Annotated in this window: 17 protein-coding genes and 1 tRNA gene; 7 read left to right on the top strand and 11 right to left on the bottom strand. The window is 73.0% G+C overall.

What is annotated here, in order from left to right; genetic code table 11:
• Positions 1–56 precede the first annotated feature (56 nt).
• Positions 57–746 (top strand): DUF899 domain-containing protein, encoded by a 690-nt coding sequence (locus tag N3K63_RS02665; RefSeq protein ID WP_261578410.1) that lies wholly within the window; start codon positions 57–59, stop codon positions 744–746.
• On the opposite strand, the gene N3K63_RS02660 is transcribed toward N3K63_RS02665, so the two are convergent.
• Together N3K63_RS02660 and N3K63_RS02655 are read right to left on the bottom strand one after the other, a co-directional pair.
• Positions 728–2122: an MFS transporter gene (locus N3K63_RS02660; RefSeq protein ID WP_261578409.1), complete on the bottom strand. Its 1395-nt coding sequence runs from the start codon at positions 2120–2122 to the stop codon at positions 728–730. The two genes, N3K63_RS02665 and N3K63_RS02660, sit on opposite strands and share 19 nt — an antisense overlap.
• Before the next feature lie 74 nt (positions 2123–2196).
• The gene (locus N3K63_RS02655) at positions 2197–3087 is read right to left on the bottom strand and encodes an aldo/keto reductase (protein ID WP_261578408.1); all 891 of its coding nucleotides are present in this window, start codon (positions 3085–3087) and stop codon (positions 2197–2199) included.
• Positions 3088–3224: 137 nt separating this feature from the next.
• On the opposite strand from N3K63_RS02655, the gene N3K63_RS02650 reads away from it, so the two are divergent.
• A tRNA-Ser gene (locus N3K63_RS02650) sits at positions 3225–3315 on the top strand.
• Positions 3316–3522: 207 nt separating this feature from the next.
• Positions 3523–3987, top strand: a complete 465-nt coding sequence (locus N3K63_RS02645; RefSeq protein WP_261578407.1) for an NUDIX hydrolase — start codon at positions 3523–3525, stop codon at positions 3985–3987.
• A gap of 27 nt (positions 3988–4014) precedes the next feature.
• Here the strand turns inward: N3K63_RS02645 and N3K63_RS02640 are convergent, their stop codons facing one another.
• Positions 4015–4317 (bottom strand): hypothetical protein, encoded by a 303-nt coding sequence (locus N3K63_RS02640; protein ID WP_261578406.1) that lies wholly within the window; start codon positions 4315–4317, stop codon positions 4015–4017.
• Between the two features lie 200 nt (positions 4318–4517).
• On the opposite strand from N3K63_RS02640, the gene N3K63_RS02635 reads away from it, so the two are divergent.
• Both N3K63_RS02635 and N3K63_RS02630 read left to right on the top strand, forming a co-directional pair.
• Entirely contained in the window at positions 4518–5129 is a 612-nt protein-coding gene (locus tag N3K63_RS02635; protein WP_261578405.1) for a hypothetical protein, read from the top strand.
• Between the two features lie 177 nt (positions 5130–5306).
• Entirely contained in the window at positions 5307–6593 is a 1287-nt protein-coding gene (locus N3K63_RS02630; protein WP_261578404.1) for an ABC transporter substrate-binding protein, read from the top strand.
• Positions 6594–6596: 3 nt separating this feature from the next.
• On the opposite strand, the gene N3K63_RS02625 is transcribed toward N3K63_RS02630, so the two are convergent.
• From N3K63_RS02625 to N3K63_RS02615, 3 genes are read right to left on the bottom strand one after another with little or no spacing between them, the layout of a single operon-like run.
• Positions 6597–7334, bottom strand: coding sequence for a ThuA domain-containing protein (locus N3K63_RS02625; protein ID WP_261578403.1), 738 nt, complete (start codon positions 7332–7334; stop codon positions 6597–6599).
• Between the two features lie 12 nt (positions 7335–7346).
• The gene (locus N3K63_RS02620) at positions 7347–8348 is read right to left on the bottom strand and encodes a hydroxyacid dehydrogenase (protein ID WP_261578402.1); all 1002 of its coding nucleotides are present in this window, start codon (positions 8346–8348) and stop codon (positions 7347–7349) included.
• A complete protein-coding gene (locus N3K63_RS02615) occupies positions 8345–10312 on the bottom strand; it encodes a DUF2264 domain-containing protein (RefSeq protein ID WP_261579165.1) in 1968 nt (655 codons plus the stop codon). The genes N3K63_RS02620 and N3K63_RS02615 overlap by 4 nt, the downstream gene beginning before the upstream one ends.
• A gap of 117 nt (positions 10313–10429) precedes the next feature.
• Here N3K63_RS02615 and N3K63_RS02610 point away from each other — a divergent pair, with 117 nt between their 5' ends.
• On the top strand, positions 10430–11497 hold the full coding sequence (locus N3K63_RS02610; protein ID WP_261578401.1) for a substrate-binding domain-containing protein: 1068 nt from the start codon (positions 10430–10432) through the stop codon (positions 11495–11497).
• A gap of 9 nt (positions 11498–11506) precedes the next feature.
• Here the strand turns inward: N3K63_RS02610 and N3K63_RS02605 are convergent, their stop codons facing one another.
• The 3 genes from N3K63_RS02605 to N3K63_RS02595 form a co-directional block, all read right to left on the bottom strand.
• Positions 11507–12667, bottom strand: coding sequence for an AAA family ATPase (locus tag N3K63_RS02605; protein ID WP_261578400.1), 1161 nt, complete (start codon positions 12665–12667; stop codon positions 11507–11509).
• A 36-nt stretch (positions 12668–12703) separates the two neighbouring features.
• The gene (locus tag N3K63_RS02600; RefSeq protein WP_261578399.1) at positions 12704–13018 is read right to left on the bottom strand and encodes a hypothetical protein; all 315 of its coding nucleotides are present in this window, start codon (positions 13016–13018) and stop codon (positions 12704–12706) included.
• A 150-nt stretch (positions 13019–13168) separates the two neighbouring features.
• Positions 13169–14050, bottom strand: a complete 882-nt coding sequence (locus tag N3K63_RS02595) for a TolB family protein (protein WP_261578398.1) — start codon at positions 14048–14050, stop codon at positions 13169–13171.
• 124 nt (positions 14051–14174) lie between these two features.
• Between N3K63_RS02595 and N3K63_RS02590 the strand changes: the two genes are divergently transcribed.
• Positions 14175–15059: an SDR family oxidoreductase gene (locus N3K63_RS02590; protein ID WP_261578397.1), complete on the top strand. Its 885-nt coding sequence runs from the start codon at positions 14175–14177 to the stop codon at positions 15057–15059.
• A 74-nt stretch (positions 15060–15133) separates the two neighbouring features.
• Here the strand turns inward: N3K63_RS02590 and N3K63_RS02585 are convergent, their stop codons facing one another.
• Positions 15134–15685, bottom strand: a complete 552-nt coding sequence (locus tag N3K63_RS02585) for a Dps family protein (protein ID WP_261578396.1) — start codon at positions 15683–15685, stop codon at positions 15134–15136.
• A gap of 73 nt (positions 15686–15758) precedes the next feature.
• Positions 15759–16403, bottom strand: coding sequence for a TetR/AcrR family transcriptional regulator (locus N3K63_RS02580; RefSeq protein ID WP_261578395.1), 645 nt, complete (start codon positions 16401–16403; stop codon positions 15759–15761).
• Between the last annotated feature and the right edge of the window lie 66 nt (positions 16404–16469).

Genomic DNA, 16469 nt, shown 5'->3' with positions numbered 1-16469 from the left:
GACACCGGCATCGGGGCCCGGCCGTCCGGCATCCGCCCGCACTGAGGAAGGTCATCATGACGACATCGTCCGCCCTGCCCCCGATCGTCGACGCCGACACCTGGCGGCGAGAGCTCGACGCCCTGCGGGTGCGCGAGAAGGCGGCCACCCGCGAGCTCGACGCGGTCGCCGCCCAGCGCCGCCGACTGCCGATGGTCGAGCTGCCCGACTATGTGCTCGACGGGCCCGACGGCCCGGTGCGCCTGGTCGACCTGTTCCGCGGCCGATCGCAGCTGATCGTCTACAGCCACATGTGGGCCGACGGGAAGACCTGGCAGTGCCCCGGGTGCACCGGGTGGACCTCGCAGTTCACCCGCCTCGACTTCTTGGACCAGTACGACGCGCGCTTCGTCATCGTCACCCAGGGCCTCATCGACGAGGCCCTGGCCTACCGCGACCGCGTCGGCAACAAGATGGAGTGGTACTCCACGGCGCACAGCCCGTTCGGCGCCGACATGGGCGCGCCGCCGGATGCGGGGTTCGCGGTGAACGTCTTCCTGCGAGACGGCGACACCGTGTACCGCACGTGGCACACCGACGGCCGCGGGACCGAGCAGCTCGGTCACCTGCACGGGCTGATCGACGTGCTGCCCTACGGCCGCCAGGAGGAGTGGCAGGACGTGCCCGACGGCTGGCCGCAGCACGGCACCTACGAGGGTGGACGGAGTTCGAAGGAGATCGGAGCGCGCTACGGCACAGCCGGCTGATCGGCGGCGCCCCGCGCAGGGGTGCGCGGCGGGTTGCGCACCCCGACCGCCGAGACGGCGGCGCCCATCAGCAGCAGCACCCCCGCCACCAGGCACGCGCGGTGGAAGCCGCCGAGATCGAGCGCGCCGCCGGTGATGGCCGCGAGAGACGCGACCGCGAGCAGGCCGGCCACTCGCGCGACCGCGTTGTTGACCGCCGATCCGATGCCGGAGCGCCCGGCATCCACCGCGCCGAGAATGCCCGCGGTCAGCGGTGACACGGTGATCGCCAGGCCCAGCCCGAGCACGATCATGCCCGGCAGCACCTGCCACCAGTAGTCGAACGTCGCACCCACCGTCAGCAGCAGCAGGCAGCCCGCCGCCATGACCACCGGGCCGACCGACATGAACAGGCGCGGACCCATGCGACCCGACAGGGCGCCGAACCGCGAGCTCAGCGCGATCGAGAGGATCGTCGTGGGCAGGCTCGCCAGGCCCGCCATGGTGGCGCTGAGCCCGGCGCCCTGCTGCAGGTAGACCGCGACGACGAAGCCGTTGAGCGACAGGGCGGCGTAGATGAAGAACGTCGCGACGTTGCCGCTCGCGAACGTGCGATTGCGGAACAGCGACAGGGGCAGCAGCGGCGAGGCGGTGACGTGCTGGCGCCAGATGAACCCCGCGAACAGCGCCGCCCCCACCGCCAGCGCCACCCACAGCGGGGCGGGGTCGGTCGCGACCGGCAGCTCGATGAGCGCGAAGACGAACAGCCCCAGGCCCAGGGTGCACATGACCGCACCCCACCAGTCGATGCGCGCATCGGGACGGCGGTGATCGCGCGCGGTGAGCCGGGTGAGCAGCCACAGCGCCACGCCGATGGGCACCACGTTGATGACGAAGACGAACCGCCACGACGAGACGTCGACGATCACCCCGCCCACCAAGGGGCCCACGATCATCGCGCCGGTGGTCAGCGCCGTCCACAGCCCGATGGCGCGCGAGCGCACCGGGTCGTCCATCGTCGAGGTGATGAGGGCGAGCGAGCTCGGCACGAGGAAGGCCCCGGCCAGTCCCTGCACGGCTCGCGCCGCGATGAGCAGCTCGATCGTGGGGGCCACCGCGACGGCGATCGAGGCGATCCCGAAGCCGATCAGCCCGATCCGCAGGATCAGCAGCCGGCCGTAGGCGTCGCTGGCGGCGCCGGCCACCAGGATGAGCGCGCCGAGCGTGACGAGGTAGGCATCCACCGCCCACTGCTGGGTCGACAGGCCGCCGCCGAGCTCGCGCTCGATCGCCGGCAGGGCGACGTTGACGACCGTGCCGTCGAGGAACGCGACGAACGATCCGAGCACCGCGATGGCCACGACCAGCCGCTGCTGGGGGGTCATGCGCTCGGTCATGGGTCCACCGTAGGTCGCGGCGGGGACGCGTGGGGGCGTCTTGCCGCGGAGGTGCCTTCTGCTCGCGGCCGGCGTCAGACCTCGATGTTCACGGCGGCGGCGCAGCGGGCGAGCTCGTCGGCGCTGAGGTGCAGGTCGGCAGCCCGTGCCGAGTCGGCGATGGATGCCGCGCGCCGGGCGCCCGGGATCGGCACGACGACGGGGCTGAGCGACAGCTCCCAGGCGAGCACCACCTGCTGCGGGCTCACCCCGTGCGCCTCGCCGATCTCGCGGAACACGCCGAAGCGCTCGCCGACCGCGCGGGCACCGCCGCCGGTGCCGCCCAGCGGGCTCCACGGGAGGAATGCGATGCCGTGCTCGTCGCAGTAGCGCAGCTCGCCGTAGCTGCCGGGGTGACGCGGCGAGAACTCGTTCTGCACGCTCGCCAGGCCGCCGTCGCCGAGCACCTGCCGGGCGATCTCGATCTCTTCGACACTCGCGTTCGAGATGCCGATCTCGCGAATGAGGCCCTCGCTCTGCAGGGTCTTCAGGTTGTCGATGATCTCGCCGTAGACCAGCCACCGGTCGGGGCGGTGGTACTGGTAGAGGTCGATGACGTCGACGCCGAGGTTCTGCAGCGACTTCTGCACCGCGCTGCGCAGGTAGGCGAGCGAGCCGTCGCGGCCGAAGTCCTTCTCCGCGGTGCGCGTGATGCCGCCCTTCGTGGCCACCAGGATGCCGTCGGTGCTGCCGCCCCACGTCACGAGCGCGTCGCGCACGATGCGCTCGTTGTGGCCCATCGTGTCCCAGCTCGGCGCGTAGATGTCGGCGGTGTCGATGAAGGTGACGCCCGCTTCGAGCGCGGCGTGCACGGTGGCGATGGCGTCGTCGTGATCGGGGTAGACGCGGTCGCCGTTCATCGACATGGGCATGGCGCCCAGGCCGATCGCCGAGACGGTGTACGGGCCGATGGTGCGCTGATCCATGTGCACTTCCTTGTGTGGTGGGGCGGTGGGCTTGCCGGTGTCTCCAGCCTGGCACGGTGCGGTGTGCCGAAGGCGCTTCCCGGGGGTCTGCGACCGCTGGTTCGCGGCATCCCTCGGAGTGTCGTAAGCTTGTCGGCGGTGACGTGTCCGAGCGGCCGAAGGTGCAACTCTCGAAAAGTTGTGTAGGGTAACCCCCTACCGTGGGTTCAAATCCCACCGTCACCGCCATGAAAACCCCTGCTGATGCGGGGGTTTTCTGTTTCTCCGTGCCTGGCAGGCGCGCTGGCGCCGCCCGTGGCCGGTCGCGGCGTTCCATCCGTCGGATCGGTGGGGCTGGTGTCGTCTCCCGTGTCACCGCAGGTGACACGGGCCCCGCCGATCCGACGGATGGTGAGGGTCGAGGCCTCGCCGGGCCGCCGCGCTTAGGGTGGACCGGTGTCGTCCGCCCGGTTCTCCGTCGTCCCCGCCTCCTACGTGTTCCTGATGCGCGGCAGCCAGGTGCTGCTGCAGCGGCGTCAGAACACGGGCTACATGGACGGCATGTGGGTCGCGGGCGCGGCCGGGCACATCGAGCCCGGCGAGACAGCCGTCACCGCTGCGCGGCGCGAAGCGCGGGAGGAGCTCGGCATCGACGTCGCCGCCTCGAGCCTTCGCCCCGTCACCGTCATGCAGCGCACCGACGGCTCCGACGCGCCGAGGGAGCAGCGCGTCGACTGGTTCTTCACCGCCGAGGAGTGGGCCGGCGAGCCGACGATCATGGAACCGCAGAAGTGCGCCGAGATCGCCTGGTTCGACCTCACCGGCCTGCCGGCGGAGATCCCCGACTACGAGCGGCTCGTGCTGGACGGCCTGGCCTCCGGGCGGCTGGACCTGCTCACCAGCGTCGGATTCTCCGCGTAGCCCGTTCGGCCACCGCGCCACACGGGGTCAGGTGACGTAGGCGAGTGCGGGGATCCACGCCACCACGAGATACGACGCCACCCCGGCCAGTGCGAGGGCCAGGGCACCCGCCGCAGCGGCGCGGCCCGGTGTGCGCGGGGCGAGGATCACCGCGAGCAGCGTGCCGACGGCCAGCACGATGAGCAGCACGGTCGGTGCCACCGCGGCGCGCAGACGGTCGAACGTGAAGCAGTTGCGCGGACCGGGAAGCACGAGCGCGCACGCATCGGGACCGAGGGGGACGGCGATGAGCCAGACCGCCGAGAGCGCCGACAGTGCGACGGCCGCCACGATCAGCGCCGGGATCAGTCGTCCACGCGACCGGGTCGCTTCCGTTCGGGGCGCTGCATCGTCGGGCGCACTCATCCATCGCTCCGTTCCCTGTTCCCCTGAGCCTGCCACGCCGCGGGCGCCGTCGGGGGCACGACCCCTCACCTCCGCGCCCCGACGGCCGACCTCCGACCGCCGCCCCGCGCGACCGCGGGACCGATGTGCTGCACCGCTACGGTGAACGGATGCGAGGTCGCTCACAACTGATCATCGGTGCGTCGCTGGTTCTCCTTGCACTGACCGGCTGTGCGACGGCGACAGCCCCCACGCCCGCGGCGGGTGAACTCTCAGCGGCGCCGCAGGTCGCAAGCCCGCCCGCCGCGAGCGCAGCGCCCACCGAGGCGGGCACCGAGACCGCGGATGCGGCGGCGCAGGCCCAGGCCTGGTTGGACGCGACCGTGCTGCCGCCCGGTGCCGTGGCATCCGACGCGGGTATCGCCGTCTTCGGCTCGTACACGGGCTGGCCGTGCGGTCCGATTGAAGAGGTCTCGGGCTTCTGGGCGGTGCCGGACGCGACGGTCGGCGGCACCGCGAAATGGTTGCTCGCCCATCCGCCCGCCGACATGATCACGACGACGGTCGGGTCCGCCATCGACGACTCCACGATCGTGGGCTTCGTGCCCGAGCCCGATGCGCAGGAGGGGATCGTGTACACGATCGCCAGAACCGACGACGGCGTCGCCGTGCGGGCCGAGGTCGCTGCTCTCACCGCCTCGGGCGTGTGCCCTGAGCCCCCCGGCGGCGGGCAGTGGGGTGCGCCCGGACAGGGCTAGTGACTGACGACCCTGATCGGTTTTGTCCATTTGTCCGATTCGGTCGGTGGGCGCTCTTACAGTGGCGGACGTCGCTGACGCATCGACAGGAGCGAGGCCGCTCCGTCGGCACGGGGACCGCGCGGGGCGCGGAACCGGGCGGGCGTGGGCGGCGCGAGACCATGGAGGATCACTGCAATGAAGCACACCGCACGTTTTCTCGGGATCGCCGCCGTGGGCGCGCTGGCGGTCGGCGCGCTCGCCGGCTGCACGGGGTCCGGCCAGGGCGACGACGCGGGTTCGGGCCCCGTCAGCCTCAACATCGCGTGGTGGGGCAATGACACCCGCGCGGCGATGTACGAAGAGGCGATCGCCCTGTTCGAGGAGTCGCACCCGGGCATCACCGTCGACGGAACGTTCGGCGACTTCTCGTCGTACTGGGACGCGCGCTCCACCGAGTCGGCGGCGCGGAACCTCCCCGACGTGCTGCAGTTCGACCAGGCGAACCTCGTCGAGTACGGCCTGAACGGCGCCCTCCTCGACCTCTCGCCCTACCTGGGCGACCAGATCGATGTGTCGGGCATGGAAGACGTCGTCGTCGACGCCGCCACGGTCGACGGCACCCAGTACGGCGTGCCGGTGGGCACCGGCACCCTCGGGCTCTTCGTGAATCCCGCGGTGCTCGCGCAGACCGGTGTCGAGCCGCTCGACCCCGACTACACGTGGGACGACCTGAACGACTGGATCACCGAGGTGACGGATGCCGGGGCGACCACGCCCGACGGCAAGTCGGTGTTCGGCGGCTACGACCAGGGCGTGACCATGTGGTTCTTCATCCAGTGGCTGCTGCAGCAGGGGCAGGAGCCCTTCGAGGACGACGGCTCGTTCGCGTTCACGAAGGACGACATGATCGAGTTCCTGGATGCCACGACGCCGCTGCGAGAGGCCGCCTCCTACTACCCGCCGTCGCGGGCCACCGAGATCGCCCCCGCCGACGGCTTCGCGATCGGCGAGACGGCGAGCTCGCTCACGTGGGACAGCTTCTTCTCGCGCTACACCGACGTCGAAGGCCTCGAGACGCTCCCGGTGCCCACCGGGCCGGAGGGCGAGAAGGCGGTGTTCTACACCGTGCTGCACATGGGCGCGTCGGCGAACACCGACCACCCCGAGGAGGCCGCCCTGCTGCTGGACTTCCTCGCCACCGATCCGGGCGTCGCCGAGATCTTCGGCACCTCCCGCGGCATCCCCACCGACGCAGCCGTGCTCGACGGGCTCGAGTTCCCCGAGGGGTCGCTCGAGGCGAAGTCGATCGCCTACCGCGATTCGCTCGCCCAGTACGAGACGGTGGCCACCCCCGTGCTCCCGCCGACGTTCGCCAGCCTCGAGTCGACGTGGGTGCGCCTGAACGAAGACCTGATGTACGGCACGATCGACGTTGCGCAGTTCGTCGACCAGTGGTGGGCGGAGGCCGAAGCGATCAGCTGACGCTCACACCGACGACGGCTCCTCGCGCAGCGCCCACCGGGCCAGCTGCGCGAGGAGCCGTCGGTGTCCGGCCGAGGCATACGACCGCTCGTCGTGGCCCAGCACGTCGACGGCGATGCGCGCGGCGCCCACCTCTCTGATCCAGGCCGCGGGTTCGACGTCGCCGCTCTCGGCGCCGTCGAACTGCGCCACGACCGCGCTGCGCCCCAGGCGCTGCAACCGGCAGTAGCGCTCATCGGCAACGCTGAAGTCGGCAACGCTGAAATCGGCAACGCGGAAGTCCGGCACGGTGGGCCCCGCCACCGCGGCATCCGCACCATCCCCGGCGCCATCCCCGTCCCCGCGCCCGCGGACCGCGACCTCGCCGTGCGGCGGGTGGAACGACAGGCCGGGCACCCACATCGCCCCGATCGCCGGCGCCCACTCCGGATAGTCCCGCAGCGACGCGACGGCGCAGTGCAGGGCGAGCACGCCGATGCCGCGCTCCAGCGCCGCGGCCAGCCCCGCGATCGACTCCGCGGGCACGGCGGCGTCACCGGCATCGGTGCGCCACGGGTCGCCGGCGTTGACCACCAGCAGGTCGACACCGGCCAGCGAGCGCATCGCCGCATCGACGTCGTGCTCGATGCGGGCCTCGATGCCCGCCGCGGCGAGGGCATCGGCGATGAGCGGGCTCGTCCGAGGGAACGGATGCCACGGGTCGGCGTAGCGCCCCGTGCCGCTCGCGATCAGTGCGCGCATGGGTCCTCCCGGTCAGGCGATCGTCGCGAGGTCGCGATGATGCACTTCGAACTCGAGGCTACCCAAGGTGAGGAACCGTTCGATCTCATCGACGCTCTGCCGCCCCATGCGTCGCAGCTCGTTGCCGAGCGACCCCGCGATGTGGGGGGTGAGGGTCACTCCGGGCGCGTCGAAGAGGGGGTGCCCGGCGGGCAGCGGCTCCGGATCGGTCACATCCAGCACCGCCCGCAGCCGGCCCGCTGTGAGCTCCGCCACGAGGGCGTCGGTGTCGACGAGCGCGCCGCGCGCGGTGTTGATGAGGGTGGCTCCGGTGCGCATCAGGGCCAGCTCGGCGGGCCCCAGCATCCGATAGGTCTGCGGCAGCGACGGGGCGTGGAGGCTGACGATGTCGGCGGTGCGCAGCAGGTCGGGCAGCGACACGAGCGTCGTGCCCAGGCGCGCGGCATCGGCCGGCGAGAGCGAGGGGTCGTAGAGCAGCGTGTCGACGTCGAACGGGCGCAGCAGCTCGAGCACCCGCCGGCCGATGCGCGAGGCGCCGACGATGCCGACCGTGATGCCGTAGGCGCCCACCGCACCCGGCGGCCGGGCCAGGCCCATGTCGCGGGTGCGGTGGTAGCGGGCCGCGGCCTCGAGCGTGTTCTTCGCGCTCAGCAGAACCATGGCGAGCGTGTACTCGGCGACCGGAACCGCGTTGGCCGCGGCGCAGCTCGACACCCGGATGCCGCGGTGCCACAGCGCAGGGGAGACGACGCGCTTGACCGAACCCGCGGCGTGGAAGACCGCGCGCAGGCGCGGCAGGGCGTCGAGGGCGGCGGCATCCAGGAGCGGCGCGCCCCACCCGGTGATGAGGATCTCGGTGTCGGCGGTCGCCCCTGCCGGCAGCGGGTCGCTGCGGGTGGCGACTCGGGCATCCAGCCGCACGAGACGTTCGAGGCGCGCGAGGCTCCCCTCGTCGAACAGCTCGCCCACCAGGCCGGCATCCTCGAGGGCGATCATCGCGCGGGGGGCGCTCATGCGCGCACCTGCCCGCCGGTCGGGACGACATCGACCGTGCCGTCGGGCCACTGCACGCGCACGGCAACAGGCTCGATGAGGATCTCGGGAACCGCGCCCGGGTGCTCAGGGGCCGTGCCCGACAGCACCACGAGGGCGGCGACGAGCTCGCCCGCGCCGGCGGCCACCGACTGGGCCGCCCACGGGATGACCGCGTGCGCCGCGAACGGGTTCGACCCCGAGCGCACCTCCACACCGCGCACGTCGAGTCCCCGCACCGGCACCACCGCCGTCGTCACGCCGTCTGCGCGCGTGAACGAGGCCTGTGCGAGGGGGACCTCGGCCTCGACGGGCAGCGCCCAGCCGCCGATGCGGAACCGCCAGGGCGCGGCGCCCTCGGGCCAGGCCGCGTCGCCGTCGACCGCGGCGTGCGGGCGCGGATCTGTCGCCGGGGCCGTCCACCACGCCAGGCGCAGCTCGTCGACACCGTGCACGACCGAGGCCGTGGTCACCACGGGCCCCCGACGCAGCGATGCCCACGTGGCGGCATCGGCGTCGTCGGTGTCGAGCCAGTGCACGCGCGAGCGCGACACCGCGACGCGCCCGTCGAGGTGCACACGCTCGATCACATCGCGGTGGGAGGCCGCGCCGCGCGCATCGAGCAGGGCGACGTGCGAGTCCAACGGCGAGGCGATCGAGCCGGGCGACAGCTCGGGGGAGGTCGTGTTCGAGTACCCGATGCGCTGATAGAAGGGGTTGTCGGTGCGCACGGCGCCCGCCGGGCCCCGGAAGCCGTCGGACCCGTGGTTGAGCACCCGCACGATGCCGTCGGCCGCCGACGAGACGACGAGCCAGCCCGGCGCCGGAAGCGCCTGCATGCTCACCTGCTCGCGCTCCGGCGCCGCGGGCACCGCGCACCACTCGTCGTGGTCGTCGGGCAGCAGCAGACCGAGGAACCCCTTGCTCGCCCAGTACGGCGACGACCCGCCGGTGTAGAGCTGCCGGATGCGGGGGAACGAGCGGTGCCATCCGATGGGCAGGAGCCCCTGCGCGTCGACGGCGCCGGCATCCAGGAAGTGCGACACCACCTCGGTGCCGAGTGCGCGCGTCTGCCCGGCCGCGAGCGGCGTGACCCCGGCGATCGCGCCCGCCCACAACGGCGCGAGCATCGCGAAGCGATAGGTCAGCGAACGCCCCTGCAGCAGGGGCGCGCCGCCGGCGCCGACCAGCGTGCGGGCCTGGTCGATGAAGGCCGCGAGGCGCTCGCGATGCACGGATGCCAGCGGGATGCCGGCGATGCGGGCGTGCAGCAGCGGGTAGACGTGCCACGCCCAGCCCGCGTAGTAGTCGAAGCTCTGGCGGGCGCCGGTGGGGCTCGCGCCGTCGGAGTACCAGCCGTCGCCGACGTACAGGCTCTCCTGGATCTCGGCGTTGCGGTCGAGGTCGGCCTGGCGCCACGGGCCGCCGACGGAGGCGAGGAAGGCTTCGATGACGTTCTGGAACCAGATCCAGTTGTTCGTGTAGCCCGCCGTGCCCACGACGCCCGAGAGCCAGGCGACGACGCGCTGCCGCTCGCCGTCGTCGAGGGTGTCCCACAGCCAGGGGCGGGTCTCCGACAGTGCGATGGCGACCGAGGCCGCCTCGACGACCGCCTGTCGGCGCTCGGAGATCGTCGGCCACCGCTCCGGCCCGTCCGGGTCGACGCCGGCGAGCAGGCCGGTGCGGTAGCGGCCGACGAGGCCGTGCGGGTCGGCGCCTCCCGCCCCGCGCAGCCGGAAGGCGGCCAGCAGAAACGTGCGCGCGAACCCCTCGAGCCCGTCGCTCCACGGGCCCGACGCGCTCGACGGGCCGGGCATGGTCACGAGCGCGCCGGTGGGGGAGGCGAAGGGTTCGGTGCCCGCGAGCAGGCGGTCGGCCAGGGCCTCCCACGCGCGCCGCGTCCCGTCGAAGGGCGCGCCGTCGCGAGCGCGGGGGTCGTCGTGCATCACCGTCACCGTCCGATCGTGCACCACGTCGCGGGCGCCGACGGGGTTACGGACAAAATCGATCAGACTGCGACACCGACCTGCGACACTGGGGTGATCGCACGCGAAGGAGCGGAGATGTCCACCCAGCACCTGCTGCCGCGGGCGCGCCACGAGCATCTGCTGCGTCAGCTCGAACTGCACGGCAGCGTGAGCGCGGCGCACGTGGCCCACGAACTCGGCGTCGCCCAGGTGACGATCCGCCGCGACATCCTCGAACTCGAGAAGGCCGGGCTGCTCGCCCGGGTGCACGGCGGGGCGATCGGCGTCGCCGCGCCCGCGACGCCGCAGTCGGCGCGCACCGACATCGGCGTCGTCGTGCCGAGCTCGGTCGGCCACTTCCCCGTCATCGTGAAGGGGATGGAGGCCGCATCCCACGCCCTCCGGGCCCGACTGATCCTCGCGACCTCGCAGTACCGCCTCGACCTGGAACGCCGCCAGGTCGAGCGCCTCGTCGAGGTCGGGGTCGACGGGATCGTGCTGGCGCCCACCCTGCGGGGGCGCAGCGAGGCCGAGCTCGCCGCGTGGGTGCGCACGATCCCCGTGCCCGTGGTGTTCCTCGAGCGCCGGCTCGAGTCGATGGCCCTCGCGGCCTTCGACAGCGCGCGCACCGACCACGCCGGCGGCGCCGTGCTCGCCGTCGAGCATCTCGCCGCGCTCGGGCACCGCCGGGTCGGCCTCGCGCTCTTCGACCGCACCCCGACCGCGCCGCTCATCCGCGAGGGGCACGCCCGCGCCGTCGCCGCGCTCGCCCTCGACCCGGCGGTGGAGGTCACCCTCCCCAAGGGCGACGAGGACGACCTCGACGCCGCGCTGGCAGACCTGCTCGCCCAGTGCCGGTCGACGGGCACGACGGCCCTGCTCGTGCATACCGACGTGCACGCCGCGCGGCTGGTCGAGATGGCCGCCGACGTCGGCATCGACATCCCGCGCGACCTCGCCGTGATCGCCTACGACGACGACACGGCCGCGCTCGCGATGGTGCCGCTCACCGCGGTGACCGCGCCGGGCCGCGATCTCGGGCAGCAGGCCCTGCGGGTGCTCATCGAACGCATCGTGGCCGCCGGCGACGGGCCGTCGGCCCCGCGGCACCTCACGATGCTCCCCGGCCTGACCGTGCGCCGGTCGTGCGGAGCGGCGGGCTGAGGGAGGCGATCACGCCCCGCCGGTGACGGCACCGGCGACGGCGTCGGCCGCCGCCGCGGGGGAGAGGCCCGCGGTCGGCACGACGATCTCGGTCGGGCGCGCGGGGCGGGCGGACTGCGCCGCCGACAGGCGCAGCACGCCGTCCACGTGGGCTGCCGACGCCCCGCACAGGTCATCGCCCGCCAGCACCGGCCCTTCTCCGCGCGTGCGGAAACCGGCGTGTGCGCGGATGCCGTCGGCATCCGGCGCGAGTCGCACGAACGACACCGCGCTCGCGGGCAGCGCCGCACGCACCTGCGCGGGGTCGACCTCGAGCGGCGCGACCACCACGAGCGGGGAGGCGCCGACAGCGCCGAACGTCGCGTGCAGCCGTGCCAGCGCGGGGAGTCCGACGGGGCGGTGAACGTGCCAGGCGAAGGAGAGCTGGGCGAGGTCGGCGAAACCGGCGGTGCGCCCCGCGCGCCAATGACGCTGCACGAGCTCCCAGCCCACCCGCGATGCCCCCGCCAGGCGGGCGCCGGTGATCCACAGCACCGGCGCGGGGGTCGGGGCGGGTTCGGGGGTCGGGGCTTCGGGGGCCAGGGCTTCGGGGGTCAGGGCTTCGGGGGTCGTGGGTTCGGGGGTCAGGGCGTCGGGGGTCAGGGCTTCGGGGTCTGGGATGTGTGGCGCCGCGGGGTGCGGCATCCGCCAGAGGCTCATCACGCGGTCGACGGTCTGCCGCTCGGTGTCGTCGTCGGTGGCCAGGCGCTCCCACGCGGTGTGGACGCGCGCGGCCTCGGCGGTGCCGGCCGCGAGCACACGCGTCAGCTCGGCCTCGTCGAGCCGACGCGGGGCCAGACGCCGGCGGCGGGTCTGCTCCGCCGCGTCGAGCCAGATCGAGCGCACCGCGGCGGCCTCCGGGCGGGGCGGGGCGGCGTGCGGCCAGGCGACCCCCGAGACGACGAGGTGCTCGACGCCGGCCGCGCGGAACTCGGCGGCGACGGCATCGAGGGCCCGCTCCTTCAGCATCCACCGGCCGGGGTCATCGGCCGATTCGGGGTAGCACATGCCCAGCTGGTCGATGTCGACGTACCCGGTCGGGGCGCCGTCGGCGACAAGGCGCTGCGCGACCTCCCACGCGGTGGTCGACTTGCCCACGCCGGGCGCACCGGCAAGACGCAGCAGCTTCACCCTCGGCATCCTAGGAGGGCGGGTCGCGCCGGACGGTCAGGCCGCGCGCTGCAGCAGGCTCGCCACCGCGGTGTCGAACACGAGCGTCTGGCGCCGCTCCTCGGCCGTGTCGCGGCGGGCGCCCGCCGAGGCGACGAACACCGCGCCGACCACGTCGATGTATCCGACGACCGCGCCGCGCTGGCGCACCTCGTAGGCGTCGACGTCGATGCGCGCCCACGTCACGCCCGAGGCTCCTCCGGTGCTCGCGCTCGCGGCATCCGACGCCGGCTCGATGTGGCGGGCGGGCAGATCGCGCAGTGCCTCGGCGATCTCGTCGTGCTCGCTGTAGCGGGAAACGGTGGTCCTCATCGTCGTCGCCTTCCGTGCTCGAGCTCCACTCTCGCGCCCCGTCCCGCCGCGCACGAGCCCGTTGACAACGCCCCTCTCGCGCCCTACACGCCCCGCCTGGGTGCCCCGCCGCACCGCCCCACGCCGATCGCGCAGCAGCGCCGGGCGGTGTCAGTCGAGGGGGTAGGCGACGGCGGCGAAGCGGGTGCTGTCGGGCGCCCAGCTGTTCACGTTGATCGTGCCCTGACCGCCGAACAGGTGCGCGAGGGTGCGCGGATGCCGCCAGTCGCCGCCCTCGACCAGGCGCAGCTCCACCGGGAGGTCGGCGGGGTGGCCCTCCGTTCCGGGAGGGAAGGCGATGTACACCGCGGCGCTGCCGTCGGGCGACAGGTGCGGAAACCAGTTCACGCGCTCGTCGACGGTCAATTGCTCGAGGTCGCCGCCGTCGCGGCGCACCCGCGCGATCTGCGCGTGCCCGTCGAACTGCTCGGTGTTCAGGTACAGCCACACCCCGTCGGGGCTGTACTCGCTGCCGTCCTCCGCCGCCGCGGATGCCGTGAGCCGGCGCGCCGTGCCGCCGCCCGCCGGCAGTGTGTACACCGCGCCGGCGCCCCACGACCCGTCGACCGGGCGGCGGATGCCGATGAAGGCGAGCTCGGCGCCGTCGGGCGAGACCCCGTGCAGGAAGTGCAGCAGCGCGTCGTCGTCGCTGATGCGCACGGCGGGGCCCCCGTCGAGCGGCGCCCGATACAGGTGCCCGTCGTTCGCGCTGAGGAAGATGTGGCGGCCGTCGGGATCGAGCACGTGGTCGTTGTTGAGCGAGGGCATGCCGGCGGGTGTGATGTCGGTGAGATCCCGCCCGGCGAGGTCGAGGCGCCACAGCCGTCCGTCGCCGTTGAGGATGAGCGCCGTGCCGTCGAGCGTCCAGTTCGGCGCCTCGAGCAGGATCTCGCGCGACTCCCAGACGTCGTCTCGGCGGCCGTCACGGTCGAAGACGGCCACGACGGTGCGCTGAGCGGGGGCGAGGCGGCGGTGATACGCGGTGTCGGCCATGCGCCCACTCTCGCAGGTGTCAAGCCCGTGCCGGGCTGTCGGTGCGCGGCCTAGTGTCGGGCACCACCGCATCCGCGCGCCGTCCGGCGCTGATGCACTGCAGACCGACGCGAAGGAAGAGAACGTGACCACCACGCCGAACGACCCCCGCACGTCCCACCCGCACGACGGCTTCCCCGACCAGCAGCAGAGGCAGCCGGGACTGCTGGCGCAGACCACGCCCGCGCCCGACCACGGTGAGGACAGCTACGAGGGCAGCGGCCGACTGCAGGGTCGCCGCGCACTCATCACCGGCGGCGACTCCGGTATCGGCCGCGCGGTCGCGATCGCGTTCGCCCGCGAGGGAGCCGATGTCGCCATCGCGCATCTCCCCGAAGAGCAGGCGGATGCCGACGGCACGGTCGAACTGATCACCGCGGCGGGTCGCACCGGACTGTCGCTCGCGGGTGACGTGCGCGACGAAGGCTTCGCAGCGCAGATCGTCGAGTCGACGGTCGAGGGGCTGGGAGGGCTGGACATCCTCGTGCTGAACGCGGCGTATCAGAAGGACCGCGACGGGGTGGAGAACCTCGAGACCGAGGAGTTCGACCGCGTGATGCGCACGAACCTCTACGGCATGGTCTTCACCGCCCGCGCGGCGATCCCGCATCTGCCGGCGGGTGCGTCGATCATCGTGTCGTCGTCGATCCAGGCCTTCAACCCGTCGCCGGGCCTCGTCGACTACGCCATGACCAAAGCCGCGCAGGTCGCCTTTGTGAAGGCGCTCGCGCAAGACCTCGGCCCCCGCGGCATCCGGGTCAACGCGGTGGCACCGGGACCGGTGTGGACGCCGCTCATCCCCGCCACGGGGTGGGATGCCGAGCGGCTGACCACCTTCGGGCAGGACACCCCGCTCGGCCGCGCCGGTCAGCCGGCCGAGCTCGCGGGCGCCTACGTCTACCTTGCCTCGGAGGCGGCGTCCTACGTGTCGGGCGCGGTGCTGCCGGTCACCGGGGGCAAGGGTCTGTGACCCTCCGCCGCGGCCGAAGGGCCGGGGGCGAGGGCCTGTGATCCTTCGCCCCCGGCGGCCGGGGTCGGCGGGCGTCAGGAGGTGCGGGGAACCCGGTTCTCGGCGCTGACCATCCATGCGAACTGCTCGAGCTTCTCGAGCACGGCGTGCAGGATGTCGGCGCTGGTGGGGTCTTCCTCGTCGACGTCGTCGTGCACCTCGCGGCACGTCGAGATCGTCGCCTCGAGGCGCTCGGTGACCAGGTCGATGACGGTGGCCGTGTCGACCTCGCCGTGCGGGAACTCGGGGAGCGTCGTGGTCTCGGCGACGGTGTCGCTGCGACCGTCGGGCAGCGCGTGCAGTGCCCGCATCCGCTCGGCGACGGTGTCGCTGAACTCGCGCGCGGCGTCGATGATGTCGTCGAGCTGGCGGTGGGTGTCGCGGAAGTTCTTGCCGACGACGTTCCAGTGCGCCTGCTTGCCCTGCGAGGCGAGCTCGATGAGATCGACGAGCACCTTCTGCAGGTTGTCGCTGAGGGCGGCCGAGGCGGTGAAGCCCGACTCGGCGTTCTGCTCGTCGGTGAGCCCGGCGCCTCGGGCCGGCTTGCGCTTGTTCTTGGGGGCGGTGGTCTTCGTGCTCGTAGCCATGATCCGAGGGTAGGAGCGGCCTCCGCGCCGCGGACGGGGATTGCCTTCCCCGGATCGGAGTGCTAACCCCCGCTCACGCGAGCCCCGACCCCGGCTCCACGCCCGCGCCCACCGCCTCGAGGGCGACGGGCGGGTCGAGCACCGCCTGCAGCAGCACCGTCATCGCAGCGACCGGGTCGGTGCCGTCGGCGAGCCAGCGGATCTGGATGCCCTCCCACCCGCTCACGACGAGGGTGGCGAGCACCTCGGGCGCCACCGTCGAGCGGACGCGCCCGGCGCGCTGGTCGTGCCCGATCATGCGGGCGTAGTCGACGGTCACGGCGGCGTAGCGCCGCATCAGCCAGTCGTGGGCCTCGTGGTCGGGCGAGGTGGCCTCGGCCGAGACGATCGAGAACATGCGCACCAGCTCGCGGCGGCCGAGGTTGCGGGCGACGACACCGAGCACCATCGGCGCGAAGCCGTCGCGGCGGGCGCGCTGCTCGGCATCCGGGTCGGCGGCGTCCTCCTGGTCGAGCACCGCGGCCAGCAGCGCGGCCTTGGTGGGGAAGTGGTGCATCACCGTGGTCAGCGACAGGTCGAGCTGCTTGGCGATCTGCCGCAGCGACCCGCCCCGGTAGCCGTACGCGCCGAAGACCGCCGTGGCGGTGCGGATGATCTCGATGCGGCGCTCCGCGGTCTTCGCGTAGGGGCCTCGGCGGGGCGGAGTCGGGTCCGACATGAGGAGAGCGTAGCCCGCCCGCGCATAAAACGTGCAAGTGCACGGGTTTTGATCTAGGGTGGTCGC

The organism is Microbacterium festucae, from assembly GCF_025421715.1.
Classification (GTDB): domain Bacteria; phylum Actinomycetota; class Actinomycetes; order Actinomycetales; family Microbacteriaceae; genus Microbacterium; species Microbacterium festucae.
This window is presented reverse-complemented; position numbering and strand designations above follow the sequence as displayed.